The organism is Actinomadura formosensis NBRC 14204 (assembly GCF_001552155.1).
In the GTDB taxonomy this organism is placed as follows: Bacteria; Actinomycetota; Actinomycetes; order Streptosporangiales; family Streptosporangiaceae; genus Spirillospora; species Spirillospora formosensis.
Map to the genome: position 1 here is coordinate 61,331 of NZ_BCQQ01000016.1, position 14,306 is coordinate 75,636.

A 14,306-nucleotide genomic window follows, 5' to 3' on the forward strand; every position below is an offset into this window, starting at 1 on the left:
AACAATCACAAAGCGGGCATGATGCCCCAAAAGTGGACGGGATTGGTCCAGACCAAATGGCAAAAACGACGGGTCTTGTTCATCATGCAAACATCCTGCGAACAGCTGAAGGAGTTGCCCGTGTCCATCCAGGTCCCCGGCCTCGACCAGGCCCCAACCGGCCACACCGAACTGATTGAGTGGGTGCGCGGGATCGCCGAGCTGACCGAGCCGGACCGCGTCGAGTGGTGTGACGGCTCGGACGAGGAGTGGGAGCGGCTGACCGGCCTCCTCGTCGAGCAGGGCACGCTCACACGGCTCGACCCGGCCAAACGGCCGAACAGCTTCCACGCCGCGTCCGACCCCACCGACGTGGCCCGCGTGGAGGACCGCACGTTCATCTGCTCCGAGAAGGAGGAGGACGCCGGTCCCACCAACAACTGGGTCGCGCCCGCCGAGATGAAGGAGACCCTGGACGGGCTCTTCGACGGTTGCATGAAGGGGCGCACCATGTACGTGGTGCCGTTCTGCATGGGCCCGCTGGGCGGCAACATCTCGCAGCTCGGCGTCGAGATCACCGACTCCGCCTACGTCGCGGTGTCCATGCGGATCATGACGCGGATGGGCGAGCGCGCGCTGCGGCTCATCGAGGAGCGCGGCTCGTTCGTCAAGGCCGTCCACTCCGTCGGCGCCCCGCTGGAGCCCGGCCAGCAGGACGCCAAGTGGCCCTGCAACTCCACCAAGTACATCACCCACTTCCCCGAGACCCGGGAGATCTGGTCGTACGGGTCCGGGTACGGCGGCAACGCGCTGCTGGGCAAGAAGTGCTACGCGCTGCGCATCGCGTCCACGATGGCCCGCGACGAGGGCTGGATGGCCGAGCACATGCTCATCCTGAAGCTGACGCCGCCCACCGGTGAGACCCGCTACGTCGCCGCCGCGTTCCCGTCCGCTTGCGGCAAGACCAACCTTGCGATGCTGGAGCCGACCATCCCGGGCTGGAAGGTCGAGACGATCGGCGACGACATCGCCTGGATGCGGTTCGGCGACGACGGCCGCCTCTACGCCATCAACCCGGAGGCCGGGTTCTTCGGTGTCGCGCCCGGTACCGGCGAGAGCACCAACTCCAACGCCGTGAAGACGCTCTGGGGCAACAGCATCTTCACCAACGTGGCGCTCACCGACGACGGCGACGTGTGGTGGGAGGGCCTCACCGACGAGCCGCCCGCGCACCTGACCGACTGGAAGGGCAACGACTGGACGCCGGACTCCGAGACCCCGGCCGCCCACCCGAACGCCCGCTTCACCACCCCGGCCGGGCAGTGCCCGATCATCGCCGACGAGTGGGAGGACCCCAAGGGCGTCCCGATCTCGGCGATCCTGTTCGGCGGCCGGCGCGCCTCCGCCGTCCCGCTCGTCACCGAGTCGTTCGACTGGCAGCACGGCGTGTTCCTCGGCGCCAACATCGCCTCCGAGAAGACCGCCGCCGCCGAGGGCGCCGTCGGCGAGCTGCGCCGCGACCCGTTCGCGATGCTGCCGTTCTGCGGCTACAACATGGGCGACTACTTCGGCCACTGGCTGGAGATCGGCAAGGCCACCGACGCCGAGAAGCTCCCGCGGATCTACTACGTCAACTGGTTCCGCAAGAACGCCGACGGCAAGTTCGTCTGGCCCGGCTTCGGGGAGAACAGCCGCGTCCTCAAGTGGATCGTCGAGCGGCTGAACGGCAAGGCCGACGCCGCCAAGTCCCCGATCGGGCACCTGCCGACCAGGGAGGCGCTCGACACCGACGGCCTCACCATCGACGACGCCGACCTGGAGATGCTCCTGTCGGTCGACACCGAGGTGTGGAGGCAGGAGGCCGCTCTCGTGCCGGAGTTCTTCGAGAAGTTCGGCGACCACATGCCGAAGGCGCTGTGGGACGAGTACCACGACCTGGTGCGCCGCCTGGAGAACTGACCCGGGGGCCCGGCACCGGGCCGGCACCGGCGTGACCCGAGGGCCGGGCGCGGACTTTGCGAAGTCCGCGCCCGGCCTTGGCGTTCCCCACGGGGAACGGCGGTTAGCACTGGAGGAAGTCCCCGTCCCGGAAGGCCCGGAATGTTCGACCTGATGACCCGCCACTGGTGGGTGCTCGCGCTGCGCGGCACGTTCGCGATCCTGTTCGGCATCATCGCCTGGGTGTGGCCGGGCATCACCGTCTTCACACTGGTGCTGCTGTTCGGCGCGTACGCCCTGGCGGACGGCGTGATCGCGGTGGTGCAGGCGGTCCGCGGGACGACCGGCGGGCCGCGCGGCCTGCTCGCACTGTCGGGGGCCGCCGGGATCGCGCTCGGCATCGCGGCACTGGTGTGGCCGGGCATCACCGCGTTCGTCCTGCTGATGCTGATCGCCGCGTGGGCGGTCGCCACCGGCGTGCTGGAGATCGTGGTCGCGCTCGCACTGCGCAAGGAGCTGAGGGGCGATTGGGTGTACGTGCTGACCGGCGCGATCTCGCTGCTGTTCGGGATCCTGCTGTTCGCGTGGCCGGTCTCCGGCGCGATCGCGATCGTCTGGCTGATCGGGCTGCTGGCGATCATGACCGGCGCCGCCATGATCGGCGTGGCGTTCCGGCTGCGCCGGCTCGGCCGGGCGTCCGGAGGGTACGGCCGGACGGGCCAGGCCGTCCGCTCCTAGCCGCCCGGTCCCGCGTCCCCGACGGAACCTCAAGTCTGGTTGAGGTCGCATAGGATGCGGGCCATGACACGGCTGGAACACCGGGTGCACGAACTGACCGTCGGGCAACTCGCCGAGCGCAGCGGCGTGGCCGTCTCGGCGCTGCACTTCTACGAGTCCAAGGGGCTGATCAGCAGCCGCCGGACGGCCGGCAACCAGCGCCGCTTCACCCGCGACACGCTCCGCCGCGTCGCGTTCATCAGGGTGTCGCAGCGCGTCGGCATCCCGCTCAGCGACATCCGCGCCGCGCTCGCCACCCTCCCCGAGGAACGCACCCCCACGGTCGCGGACTGGGCGCGCCTCTCCGAGACGTGGCGGAGCGACCTCGATGAGCGCATCCGGCAGCTCGAACGGCTCCGCGACGACCTCACCGACTGCATCGGCTGCGGCTGCCTGTCGATCAGCAAATGCGCCCTGGCCAACCCGTACGACCGCCTGGGCGACGAGGGCCCCGGCCCCCGCAGGCTCCTCACCGGCCGCCCCGCCGGGGACGCCCCGCCCGGGAAGGGCGGGGCGGCGGCGGACGCGCTGCCCGCGGCCTGCGTGGACGCCTGCACCTCCGCGGGCGCTCACGGCCACGCGGACTGACCCCCCGGTGCCGGTGTTCCTATGGTGCCGGTGGTCGCGGTGTCAGCGGCGGGGGGCGCGGACGTGGGGGTCGAAGCGGCGCGGGGTCGGTTCGCGGCCGGCCGGCTGGGCCGGCGCCGGGCGGGCCGGGATCTGCTCGATCGGCAGTTCCACGGCCTCGTCGGCGAGGGTGAACTTCTCGCCGTGATGCCACAGGGCGAGGCCCGGGCCGTCCAGCAGCTCGTAGCGGGCCTCCTCCCCGGTCACCCCGACCTTGATCAGATTGCCCCGGTAGCGCATCCGGAACGCCAGCCGGCTGATCCCGCCGGGCAGCCGCGGCGCGAACCGGAGCTCCCCCCTGCGGGCCCGCATGCCGCCGAACCCGGCGACGAGCCCGCTCCACGCCCCCGCCATCGAGGCGATGTGCAGGCCGTCGCGGGTGTTGTGGTTGAGGTCGTGCAGGTCCACCAGCGCGGTCTCGCCGAGGTAGTCGTGGGCCAGTTCCAGCTGGCCGACCTCGGCCGCGATGACGGCCTGGGTCTGCGCCGACAGTGAGGAGTCCCGGACGGTCAGCGCCTCGTAGTAGGTGAAGTTGCGCTCCTTCTGTTCGTCGGTGAACGCCTCCCCGCACAGGTGCATGGCGAGGACGAGGTCCGCCTGCTTGACGACCTGTTTGCGGTACAGGTCGAAGTAGGGGAAGTTCAGCAGCAGGGGGTAGTGGTCGGGTTTGGTGGACGCGAAGTCCCAGCGGGCGTGGTTGGTGAAGCTCTCGCTCTGCGGGTGGACGCCGAGCCGGTCGTCGTAGGGGATCAGCATGGCCGCCGCCGCGTCCCGCCACGACGCGGCCTCCTCGGCGTTCACCCCGAGCCGGTCGGCGACGTCCGGGTGGCGCATCGCCGTCTCGGCGGCCGCCTGCAGGTTCCGGCGCGCCATGAGGTTGGTGTAGACGTTGTTGTCCGCGATCGCGCTGTACTCGTCCGGGCCGGTGACGCCGTCGATGCGGAACACGCCGCCGACGTCGTGGTGGCCGAGGCTGCGCCAGAGCCGGGCGGTCTGCACCAGGATGTCGAGGCCGATCTCTCGCTCGAACTGCTCGTCCCGGGTGGCGTCCACATACCGGACGATGGCGTCGGAGACGTCGGCGTTGATGTGGAACGCGGCGGTTCCGGCGGGCCAGTAGCCGGAGCATTCCTGGCCCCGGATCGTCCGCCAGGGGAACGCGGCACCGTGCAGGCCGAGCTGGCGGGCGCGCTCGCAGGCCAGCGGCAGCGTCATGTGCCGCCAGGCGAGCGTGTCCGCCGCCGCGCTCGGGGACGTGTAGGTCAGCACGGGCAGGACGAACGTCTCGGTGTCCCAGAACGTGTGCCCGTCGTAGCCGGGCCCTGTCAGCCCCTTGGCCGGGATCATGCGGCGTTCCGCGCGCGCGCCCGCCTGCAGGATGTGGAACAGCCCGAACCGGACCGCCTGCTGGATCTCGGCGTCGCCCTCGACCTCGACGTCCGCCCCCTCCCAGAAGGCGTCGAGATACTCGCGCTGCTCGTTCAGCAGGCCGTCCCAGCCGGTCTGCCGCGCGCCCGCCAGCGCCCCGACCACCTGGTCGTGCAGCGCGGGCCGGGAGCGCCGGCTCGACCACCCGTACGCCAGATACTTGACGATGCAGAGTTTCTGCCCCGGCTCCAGCCGTGTCGCGATCGTCAGCCGGCCCACGTCCGGGGAGCTCTCGGTCTCGATCGCCATCGACTCGGGCCCGTCGATGTGGTGCGACATGCCGGCGGCCATCCGCAGCCCGCTCTGCCGCGTACGGTGCAGCAGCAGCACCTTGGTGCCGTTGGCGAAGTGCTCCTCGCTCACCAGCGGGCTGTCCAGGATCGCCGACGAGCGCGGGTCCTTGCCGCCGCCGGGCAGCGCCTCGTTGGCCACGAGCTCGGACTGGGCGACCACGCGGACCGCCTCGCCCACCGGCTCCACCTCGTAGCAGATCGCCGCGACGGCCCGCTGGGTCAGCGACACCAGCCGTACCGAGGTGACCTTGATCGTCTTGTCGGCGGGGGAGGTCCACTCGACGTGCCGGGTCAGCGTGCCCGCCCGCATGTCCAGCACCCGCTCGTGGTGGTGGACGCGGCCGTACCGCACGTCGAGCGGCTCGTCGTCCACCAGGAGGCGGATCACCTTGCCGTTGGTGACGTTGATGACCGTCTGCCCCGATTCGGGGTAGCCGTAGGCGGTCTCGGCGTGCGGCAGCGGGCGCAGCTCGAAGAACGAGTTCAGGTAGGTGCCCGGCAGGCCGTGCGGCTCTCCTTCGTCCAGGTTGGCGCGCATGCCGAGATGCCCGTTGGACAGCGCGAACACCGACTCGCTCTGCGCCAGCCGGTCCAGGCGCAGCTCCGGCTCGCGCACGCACCAGGGCTCCACCGTGAACACCGGCCGGTCGACGGCGATCCGCCCCTCCCGCTCGGTCACCGCTCCTCCAGCAGCTCGGACAGGTCGTCGACCACCACGTCGGCGCCGTGCTCGGCGAGCGCCTTCGCGTGCGCGTCGCCCACCCGGTTGACGCCCACCACGTACGCGAACCCGCCGGCCCGTCCCGCCTGGACACCGGCGAGCGCGTCCTCGAACACCACCGCCTTCTCCGCCGGGACGCCGAGCTCCCGCGCGCCCTCCAGGAACATGTCCGGGGCGGGCTTGCCGGGCAGGTGCCGCTCCGCCGCGACGACGCCGTCCACGCGGGCGTCGAACAGGTCGGTGATGCCGACCGTCCGCAGCACCTGGACGGTGTTGGCGCTCGACGACACCACCGCCGTCTTCAGCCCGGCCTTGCGCGCGGCGCGGACGTAGCCGATGGAGCCGTCGAAGGTCTCGACGCCCCTCTCCTCGATGATCTTGAGCATCAGGGCGTTCTTCCGGTTGCCGAGACCGCGGACCGTCTCCCGGTCCGGCGGATCGTCCGGATCGCCCTCCGGCAGCGTGATGCCGCGTGACGCGAGGAACGAGCGCGTCCCGTCCTCGCGCTTCTTGCCGTCGACGTACCGGCCGTAGTCGTCCACCGGGTCGAACTCGGTGTACGGCCCACCCGTCCTTTCCGCCCGTTCGCGCAGGTAGCCGTCGAACATCTCCTTCCACGCCGCGGCGTGGACGGCCGCCGTCCGGGTCAGCACACCGTCGAGATCGAACAGACACGCCGCCGCCGCGTCCGGCAGTCCCAGCATCCGCACCCCCTGGAATGTCACCATCGAAGAGAAGGCCGAAGACGATCCGCACCGCGAGATCCGTTCCCGTGCCGAGCGCCGGCATGGGGGCCCGGCCGCCCGAACGAGGGGATCGCGATCCGCGTACAACCCCTCGGTCAGGGTCGCACACGAGGAGGAGTGAGCCAATGCAGAAGGCGCGAATCGGCGTCACCGGGCTGGCGGTGATGGGCCGGAACCTCGCCCGCAACCTCGCCCGGCACGGACATCCCGTCGCCGTTCACAACCGCACCTCCAGCCGGACCAAGGCGCTGGTGGAGGAGTTCGGCGACGAGGGGACGTTCCTGCCGGCCGAGACGCCGGAGCGGTTCGTCGCCTCCCTGGAACGCCCCCGCCGGCTGGTGATCATGGTGAAGGCCGGCGCGCCGACCGACGCCGTCATCGACGAGTTCGCCCCGCTGCTGGAGCCCGGCGACATGATCGTGGACGGCGGCAACGCCCACTTCGCCGACACCCGCCGCCGCGAATCGGCCCTCCGCGAACGCGGCGTCCACTTCGTCGGCACCGGCATCTCCGGCGGCGAGGAGGGCGCGCTGCACGGCCCGAGCATCATGCCGGGCGGCTCCGCCGAGTCCTACGCGGCGCTCGGCCCGCTGCTGGAGGACATCGCCGCCAAGGTGGACGGGACGCCCTGCTGCACCCACGTCGGCCCCGACGGCGCCGGGCACTTCGTCAAGATGGTGCACAACGGCATCGAATACGCCGACATGCAGCTGATCGCCGAGTCCTACGACCTGCTCCGGTACGCCGCCGGGCTCGAACCCGCCGGGATCGCCGAGGTCTTCCGCACCTGGAACACCGGCCGGCTGGAGTCCTATCTGGTCGAGATCACCGCCGAGGTCCTCGCGCACACCGACGCGTCCACCGGCAAGCCGTTCGTGGACGTCGTCCTCGACCGGGCCGAGCAGAAGGGCACCGGCCGCTGGACCGTCCAGACCGCCCTTGACCTCGGCGTCCCGGTCGGCGGAATCGCCGAGGCCGTCTTCGCCCGCTCCGTCTCCGGCCATGCCGCCCTGCGCGAGGCCGCCCGGGACCTGCCCGGCCCGTCCCGCGGCGCCGCCGCCGGCTCCGGCTTCGCCGACGCCGTCGAGAAGGCCCTCTACGCGTCCAAGATCGTCGCGTACGCGCAGGGCTTCCACGAGATCCAGGCGGGCAGCGCCGAGTACGGCTGGAACATCGACCTCGGTGCGATGGCCACGATCTGGCGTGGCGGCTGCATCATCCGCGCCCGCTTCCTGGACCGCATCCGCGCCGCCTACGAGGCCGACCCGCAGACCCCCACGCTGCTGACCGACGGCCACTTCGCCGAGGCCGTGGGCGACGCCCAGGACGCCTGGCGCGACGTCGTCGCCACCGCCGCCCGCCTAGGCATCCCGGCGCCCGGCTTCGCCACCGCCCTGGCCTACTACGACTCCCTGCGCGCCGGCCGCCTCCCGGCCGCGCTCACCCAGGGCCAGCGCGACTACTTCGGCGCCCACACCTACCGCCGCGTCGACCGCGAGGGCACTTTCCACACCCTCTGGGGCGGTGACCGTACCGAGGTCACCGGGTGAGGAACCTTGATGCTCTGGGCGTCACGGGACCGGAATGGCAAGAGATCGGCGAGATGCTCGATCCGGTGGCGGCCGGAATCGGGGCGGTCGCGGTGTGCGCCGGGAAGCGCCGGTGACGCGGGCAGTGGGCGATTGGGGGCAGGATGGAGGGGTGAGCCTGATCGATGAACTTCCCTCCGGAAACGACGCCGACGCCGATTCGCTGTTCGAGGCGTTCGAGCGGTGGGTGTCGGGGCGCGGGATCACGTTGTATCCCGCGCAGGAGGAGGCGCTCATCGAGGTCGTCTCGGGCGCGAACGTGATCCTGTCGACGCCGACCGGGTCGGGGAAGAGCCTGGTGGCGGCGGGGGCGCTGTTCGCGGGGCTCGGGAGGGATCAGGTCGGGTTCTACACCGCGCCGATCAAGGCGCTGGTGTCGGAGAAGTTCTTCGACCTGTGCGAGATGTTCGGGCGCGAGAACGTCGGGATGATGACCGGCGACGCCAGCGTGAACGCGGACGCGCCGATCATCTGCTGCACCGCCGAGGTGGTGGCGAACATCGCGCTGCGGGACGGTGCCGACGCCGACATCGGCGTCGTCGTCATGGACGAGTTCCACTTCTACGCCGAGCCCGAGCGCGGGTGGGCGTGGCAGATCCCGCTGCTGGAACTGCCGCAGGCGCAGTTCCTGCTGATGTCGGCCACCCTGGGGGACGTCTCGTTCTTCCAGAAGGACCTCATGCGGCGGACGGGACGGCCGACGGCGCTGGTGACGTCGGCGGAGCGGCCCGTCCCGCTGATCTACGACTACCGGGTGACGCCGCTGCACGAGACGATCGAGGAGCTGCTGGCCGAGCAGAAGGCGCCGGTGTACCTGGTGCACTTCACGCAGGCGGCGGCGATCGAGCGGGCGCAGGCGCTGATGAGCGTCAACGTGTGCACCAAGGCGGAGAAGGCGCGGATCGCGGAGCTGATCGGCAACTTCCGGTTCACCACGAAGTTCGGGCGGAACCTGTCGCGGTTCGTCCGGCACGGGATCGGGGTGCACCATGCCGGGATGCTGCCCAAGTACCGGCGGCTGGTGGAGCGGCTCGCGCAGGCCGGCCTGCTCAAGGTGATCTGCGGGACCGACACCCTGGGGGTGGGGGTGAACGTGCCGATCAGGACCGTGGTCTTCACCGCGCTCAGCAAGTACGACGGGCATCGGGTGCGGCGGCTGCGGGCGCGGGAGTTCCACCAGATCGCCGGGCGGGCGGGACGGGCCGGGTTCGACACGGTCGGGTTCGTCGTCGCGCAGGCGCCCGAGCACGTGGTGGAGAACGAGAAGGCGCTCGCCAAGGCGGGCGACGATCCGAAGAAGCGGCGGAAGGTGCAGCGCAAGAAGCCGCCCGAGGGGTTCGTCGGCTGGGACGAGGACGTCTTCAAGAAGCTGCAGGAGGCCGAGCCGGAGATGCTCCGGTCGCGGTTCCAGGTGAGCCACGCGATGCTGCTGTCGGTGATCGCGCGGCCGGGCAACGCGTTCCAGGCGATGAAGCGGCTGCTGACCGACAACCACGAGGAGCCGGCCGCGCGGCGCAGGCACATCTCCCGGGCGATCGCCATCTACCGGTCGCTGCTTGCGGGCGGGGTCGTGGAGGTGCTGCCCGAGCCCGACGAGCAGGGCCGGTACGCGCGCGTCACCGTGGATCTCCAGGAGGACTTCGCGCTCAACCAGGCGCTGTCGACGTTCGCGCTGGCGGCGTTCGAGGTCCTCGACCCGGCGTCGCCGTCGTACGCGCTGGACGTCCTGTCGGTGATCGAGACGACGCTGGACGACCCGCGGCAGATCCTCGCGGCGCAGGTCAACAAGGCGCGGGGCGAGGCCGTCCAGGCGATGAAGGCCGAGGGCATCGAGTACGAGGAGCGGATGGAGCTGCTCCAGGAGGTCGACCATCCGAAGCCGCTGGAGGACGAGCTCGGCGCCGCGTACGAGATCTACCGGGCCGGGCACCCGTGGGTCGGCGACCATCCGCTGCGTCCGAAGTCCGTCGTGCGCGACATGTACGAGCGGGCGATGACGTTCACCGAGTACATCGGGTACTACGAGCTGGCGCGGGCGGAGGGTCTCGTCCTGCGGTACCTGTCGGGGGCCTACAAGGCGCTGCAGCAGACCGTGCCGGAGTCGATCAAGACCGATGACCTGATCGACCTGATCGAGTGGCTGGGCGAGCTGGTCCGGCAGGTCGACTCCAGCCTCCTGGACGAGTGGGAGCAGCTCGCGAACCCCGCCGAGGAGGACCTGGACGAGCCGATCGAGGAGCGGGTCACGAAGGTGACCGCGAACGCGCGGGCGTTCCGGGTGCTGGTCCGCAACGCGCTGTTCCGGCGGGTGGAGCTGGCCGCGCTGGAGCGCTACGACCAGCTGGGCGAGCTGGACCCCGACTTCGGTGCGGACGCGTGGGCGGACGCGATGGACGGCTATTTCGCCGAGCACGAGGAGCTGCTCACCGGCGCCGACGCGCGCGGGCCGAAGCTGCTGCGGATCGAGGAGGTCCCGCAGGACGCGCTGTGGCGGGTCCGGCAGGTGTTCGACGACCCGGAGGGGCATCATGACTGGGGGATCAGCGCCGAGGTCGACCTCGCGGGCTCGGACCAGGAGGGCGAGGCCGTGATCCGGGTGACCGGCGTCGACCGGATGTAGGGGAGGCGGTACATGCTGCGGATCGCGGTGGCGCAGTTCGCGCCCGGTGTCGACAAGGACGAGAACCTGGCGGCGGTCGGGAAGCTCGCCGGTGAGGCGGCCGGGCGCGGCGCGCGGGTCGTGGTGTTCCCCGAGTTCGCCATGTTCACCGCGCCGGCGATGGACGGCCGGTTCGCCGAGTCCGCCGAGCCGCTCGACGGCCCGTTCACCGGCGCGCTCGGCGACCTGGCCCGGCGGTACGGCGTGCACGTCGTCGCGGGCATGAACGAGCGGCTGGACGAGCCCGGACGCATCTCCAACACGCTCGTCGCGGTGAGCCCGGCGGGGGAGATCGTCGCCGAGTACCGCAAGCTGCACCTGTACGACGCGTTCGGGTACAAGGAGTCGGAGCTGGTCAGGCCCGGCGACATCACCGACCCGGAGACGTTCACCGCCGACGGCGTCACGTTCGGCATGCAGACCTGCTACGACGTCCGGTTCCCGGAGGTGACGCGGCGGATCGTGGACGCCGGCGCCGACGTCCTGGTGCTGCCCGCCGACTGGGTGCCGGGCCCGCTCAAGGAGGACCACTGGCGGACGCTGGTCCGGGCCCGCGCGATCGAGAACACGATCTACGTGGCGGCCGCCGGCCAGTGCGCCCCGACGGGCGCCGGCAACAGCATGCTCGTCGATCCGATGGGCGTGGTCACGGCCGCGCTGGGGGAGGGGCCGGGCGTCGCGTGCGGGGAGGTCTCGCCGGAGCGGATCGCCGCCGTCCGGGAGAAGAACCCGGCGCTCGGCCTGCGCCGCTTCACGGTGACCTGGACCGAGTAGACCCGTAGCGCACCCCGGAGCCGCCCGTATCGGCTTGACGATTGAGTGAGTGCTCACTCAAGATGGTGGGACGGCGACACGGGGAGGCGCGACGATGGCGGATCGGCGGTTCCGGTTCGGAGTGATGGCGGCCTGGGGACGGGACGGCGCGGACTGGGCGGCCCAGGCGCGCCGCGCCGAGGAACTCGGCTACGCGACGCTGCTGACACCCGACACGTCCGGCACGGCCATGCCCGCGGCGGCCCTCGCCGCGGCGGCGGGCGCCACGAGGACGCTGCGGGTCGGCACGTTCGTGCTCTCCGCGGCGACGCGGCCCGCGCACATGATCGCCTGGGAGGCCGCCTCGATGGCGTTCGCCACCGGTGACCGCTTCGAGCTGGGAATCGGCGCCGGCCGTCCCGGCGGGGAGGATGACGCGGCGCTCTTCGGCGTCCCCTACGGGTCGCCCGCCGAGCGGTTCGCCCAGGTGGAGCGGGTGCTCGACGCCGTCGAGCGACCGCCCGGCGGACTGTTCGCCGGAACGGGCCGCCGGCCGCGGGTGCTCGTCGCCGCGTCCCGGCCGCGGATGCTCGGGCTGGCGGCGCGGCGGGCGGACACGGTCGCGTTCGGCGTCCCGCCGCTGACGGACGACGCGCGGCTCGCCGAGTACGTGGCCGTCGTCCGGGCGGCGGCGGGGGAGCGGTTCGACGATCTCGAACTGTGCACGCAGGTGCACGTCGTCGGCGACGAGGTGCCCGGATGGCTGAGCGCCCGGATGGGCGTTGACCCGGCGGCCATGGCGAGGTCCGACGCGATCGCCAAGCTGTCCGGGACACCCCGCGAGATGGCCGGCACGCTCGCCCGGCGGCGGGACGAGCTGGGTGTGTCGTACGTGTCGGTCGCGTCCGCGTTCATCGAGGAGTTCGCGCCCGTGGTGGAACTGCTCGCCGGACGGTGACCGCGGGCCGGGACGGCCGCGTATCAGGGCGTCCCGCGACGCCCGGCTCGGCGGCCGGTCATCCGGTCACGCGGCCCTGGCGGTGAGCAGCCGCCGGATGTGTGCGCGCAGTTCCTCGACGTCCGCGCCCGCCTCCGTCGCGAGCCGCACCGACAGGAAGCCGTCGTCGTGCAGGACGCCGAGCAGGACGTGCCCGCTGCCGATCTGTTTCTGCTTGAGCCGGAGCGCGTGCCGCAGGCTCAGCTCCAGGGACTTCTTCGCCTTCGGTGTGAACGGGAGGTGCCCGGTCCGGGGGCGGCCCGGCTTCGCGGCGGGGACGTCGAGGGCGCCCTCGCCGAAGCTCTGCTCGGTGGCCTCCCGGACGGCGTCGAGGTCGATGCCGATCGCCCGCAGCGCGTCGGGGTCGAGGGCGTCTCCGCCGGGCCGGCCGGCGCGGGCGATCCTGGCCCGCAGGTCGCCGGCGGTGAGCCCGTGCTCGCGCAGGGCGCGCCCCGTCGCGTCGTCGCCCGCCGCCAGGGACAGCAGGATGTGCTCGGTGCCGATGCGCTCGTCGCGCAGCTCCCGCGCCTCCTTCTGGGCGCCGATGACGGCCTCGCGGGCGGCCAGCGTGAAACGCTCGAACATCTCGCTACTGCTCCTTCTTCAGAAGGCGGCGCCCGCCGCCGTGCTTCTTGTGGACGGCCTGCCTGCTCACGCCGAGGCAGACCGCGATCTCCTGCCAGGACCAGCCCTGGTCGCGGGCGCTGGCGACCTGCAGCGCCTCCAGCCGCTCGGCCAGCTCGCGCAGCGCCCGCACGGCCCGCAGGCCCACCGCCGGGTCCCGGCTGCTCGCCTCCTGGGCGAGCGTCACTCCATCGCTCATGATGTCAATGTAGGTTGACAGCCGGAGTGTGTCAACCGATGTTGACGCGAAGGCGGGGTCAGCGGACGGTCAGCAGCGTGGTGAGCAGGTCGTCCAGGCTGATCAGGCCGGCGATGCGGCCGTCCGGGGCGATGGCCAGGCCCAGATGGCTGTGATGGGCCCTGAGGGTGGTGACGGCCTCGCCGACCGGGGTACCGGCCGGCAGCGCGGGCACCGGGTGCGCCAGTTCCCCGGCGGGTGTCGCCCGGCCCCGCGCGCGGGCCAGGTAGGCGTCGCGGACGTGCACCATCCGGGCCTGGCCCGGCCCGCCGGAACCGCGCACCATGAGCCGGATGTGCCCGGTGCGGGCGGCGGTGTCCACGACCTCCTGCGGGGACGCCGTGGCCGGGACCGACACGATGTCCGAGACGGGGACGACGAGGCCGGCCAGCGGGGCGCGCGGCGCGTCCAGCGCGGTGGTGAGCAGCGTCAGCTCGTTCTCCCCGATCAGCCCGAGCCGCCGCGACTCCAGCGCGATGCTGCGCAGCTGCTCGGGCGTCCGCGACACCTTCCGCGCGTCGGCCGGCCGGACGCCGGCCATGCGCAGCAGCAGGTTCGTCGCGCCGTTCAGCGCCGCCAGCACCGGGCGGACGACGGTCGCGAACGCGCGGAACGGCAGGCCCAGCACGATCGCCGAGCGTTCCGGGTCGGCGATCGCCCACGACTTCGGCGCCATCTCGCCCACGACCATGTGCAGGAACGTCACCAGCGCCAGGGCCAGCACGAACGCGACCGCGTGCGCGGCCCCCGCCGGGAGGCCGGCCTTGTGGAACAGCGGGGTCAGCGCCCCCGCGAACACCGGCTCGGACACCAGGCCGAGACCGAGCGAGCACATCGTGATGCCGAGCTGCACGCCCGCCAGCGTCAGCGACAGCTCGTCGATGCCGGCGACGGCGGCGCCCGCGCCCCGCCCGCCGCGCGCCGCCGCCCGCTCCAG

At 72.0% G+C, this 14,306-nt stretch carries 12 protein-coding genes; 7 read left to right on the forward strand and 5 right to left on the reverse strand.

The features are described from left to right. The first annotated feature begins 120 nt into the window (after nt 1-120). The 3 genes from AF1_RS06460 to soxR all read left to right on the forward strand — a co-directional run bounded on the left by AF1_RS06460 (nt 121) and on the right by soxR (nt 3,282). The gene (locus AF1_RS06460) at nt 121-1,938 is read left to right on the forward strand and encodes a phosphoenolpyruvate carboxykinase (GTP) (RefSeq protein ID WP_067794082.1); all 1,818 of its coding nucleotides are present in this window, start codon (nt 121-123) and stop codon (nt 1,936-1,938) included. A 141-nt stretch (nt 1,939-2,079) separates the two neighbouring features. Further along, nucleotides 2,080-2,655: an HdeD family acid-resistance protein gene (locus AF1_RS06465; protein ID WP_067794083.1), complete on the forward strand. Its 576-nt coding sequence runs from the start codon at nt 2,080-2,082 to the stop codon at nt 2,653-2,655. 63 nt (nt 2,656-2,718) lie between these two features. Continuing rightward, nucleotides 2,719-3,282: a redox-sensitive transcriptional activator SoxR gene (soxR, locus tag AF1_RS06470; RefSeq protein ID WP_084262503.1), complete on the forward strand. Its 564-nt coding sequence runs from the start codon at nt 2,719-2,721 to the stop codon at nt 3,280-3,282. Between the two features lie 42 nt (nt 3,283-3,324). Here soxR and AF1_RS06475 read toward each other — a convergent pair whose 3' ends face one another. Next, nucleotides 3,325-5,721: a glycoside hydrolase family 65 protein gene (locus AF1_RS06475; RefSeq protein ID WP_084262504.1), complete on the reverse strand. Its 2,397-nt coding sequence runs from the start codon at nt 5,719-5,721 to the stop codon at nt 3,325-3,327. Further along, nucleotides 5,718-6,491, reverse strand: a complete 774-nt coding sequence (locus AF1_RS06480; RefSeq protein WP_242608682.1) for an HAD family hydrolase — start codon at nt 6,489-6,491, stop codon at nt 5,718-5,720. Before AF1_RS06480 ends, AF1_RS06475 begins: the two co-directional genes overlap by 4 nt. Nucleotides 6,492-6,634: 143 nt before the next feature. Between AF1_RS06480 and gndA the strand changes: the two genes are divergently transcribed. The 4 genes from gndA (at nt 6,635) to AF1_RS06500 (ending at nt 12,468) form a co-directional block, all read left to right on the forward strand. After that, nucleotides 6,635-8,059, forward strand: a complete 1,425-nt coding sequence (gndA, locus tag AF1_RS06485) for an NADP-dependent phosphogluconate dehydrogenase (protein WP_067794084.1) — start codon at nt 6,635-6,637, stop codon at nt 8,057-8,059. A 151-nt stretch (nt 8,060-8,210) separates the two neighbouring features. Next, complete coding sequence (locus tag AF1_RS06490; protein ID WP_067794085.1) at nt 8,211-10,718, forward strand: DEAD/DEAH box helicase; 2,508 nt, start codon at nt 8,211-8,213, stop codon at nt 10,716-10,718. A gap of 12 nt (nt 10,719-10,730) precedes the next feature. Then, complete coding sequence (locus AF1_RS06495; protein ID WP_067794086.1) at nt 10,731-11,531, forward strand: carbon-nitrogen hydrolase family protein; 801 nt, start codon at nt 10,731-10,733, stop codon at nt 11,529-11,531. 94 nt (nt 11,532-11,625) lie between these two features. After that, a complete protein-coding gene (locus AF1_RS06500) occupies nt 11,626-12,468 on the forward strand; it encodes an LLM class flavin-dependent oxidoreductase (protein WP_067794087.1) in 843 nt (280 codons plus the stop codon). A 66-nt stretch (nt 12,469-12,534) separates the two neighbouring features. On the opposite strand, the gene AF1_RS06505 is transcribed toward AF1_RS06500, so the two are convergent. The 3 genes from AF1_RS06505 to AF1_RS06515 all read right to left on the reverse strand — a co-directional run. Continuing rightward, complete coding sequence (locus tag AF1_RS06505; protein WP_067794088.1) at nt 12,535-13,092, reverse strand: Clp protease N-terminal domain-containing protein; 558 nt, start codon at nt 13,090-13,092, stop codon at nt 12,535-12,537. Nucleotides 13,093-13,096: 4 nt separating this feature from the next. After that, on the reverse strand, nt 13,097-13,330 hold the full coding sequence (locus AF1_RS06510; protein ID WP_067794089.1) for a helix-turn-helix domain-containing protein: 234 nt from the start codon (nt 13,328-13,330) through the stop codon (nt 13,097-13,099). 58 nt (nt 13,331-13,388) lie between these two features. Further along, nucleotides 13,389-14,306, reverse strand: a 918-nt coding sequence (locus tag AF1_RS06515) for a CNNM domain-containing protein (protein ID WP_067794090.1), incomplete at its 5' end; no start/stop codon positions are given.

Excerpts from the sequence above, each read along its gene's own strand:
- AF1_RS06465 (WP_067794083.1), top strand. The coding sequence starts at position 2,080 with ATGTTCGACCTGATGACCCGCCACTGGTGGGTGCTCGCGCTGCGCGGC.
- soxR (WP_084262503.1), top strand. The coding sequence starts at position 2,719 with ATGACACGGCTGGAACACCGGGTGCACGAACTGACCGTCGGGCAACTC.
- AF1_RS06480 (WP_242608682.1), bottom strand. The coding sequence starts at position 6,491 with ATGGTGACATTCCAGGGGGTGCGGATGCTGGGACTGCCGGACGCGGCG.
- gndA (WP_067794084.1), top strand. The coding sequence starts at position 6,635 with ATGCAGAAGGCGCGAATCGGCGTCACCGGGCTGGCGGTGATGGGCCGG.
- AF1_RS06495 (WP_067794086.1), top strand. The coding sequence starts at position 10,731 with ATGCTGCGGATCGCGGTGGCGCAGTTCGCGCCCGGTGTCGACAAGGAC.
- AF1_RS06500 (WP_067794087.1), top strand. The coding sequence starts at position 11,626 with ATGGCGGATCGGCGGTTCCGGTTCGGAGTGATGGCGGCCTGGGGACGG.
- AF1_RS06505 (WP_067794088.1), bottom strand. The coding sequence starts at position 13,092 with ATGTTCGAGCGTTTCACGCTGGCCGCCCGCGAGGCCGTCATCGGCGCC.
- AF1_RS06510 (WP_067794089.1), bottom strand. The coding sequence starts at position 13,330 with ATGAGCGATGGAGTGACGCTCGCCCAGGAGGCGAGCAGCCGGGACCCG.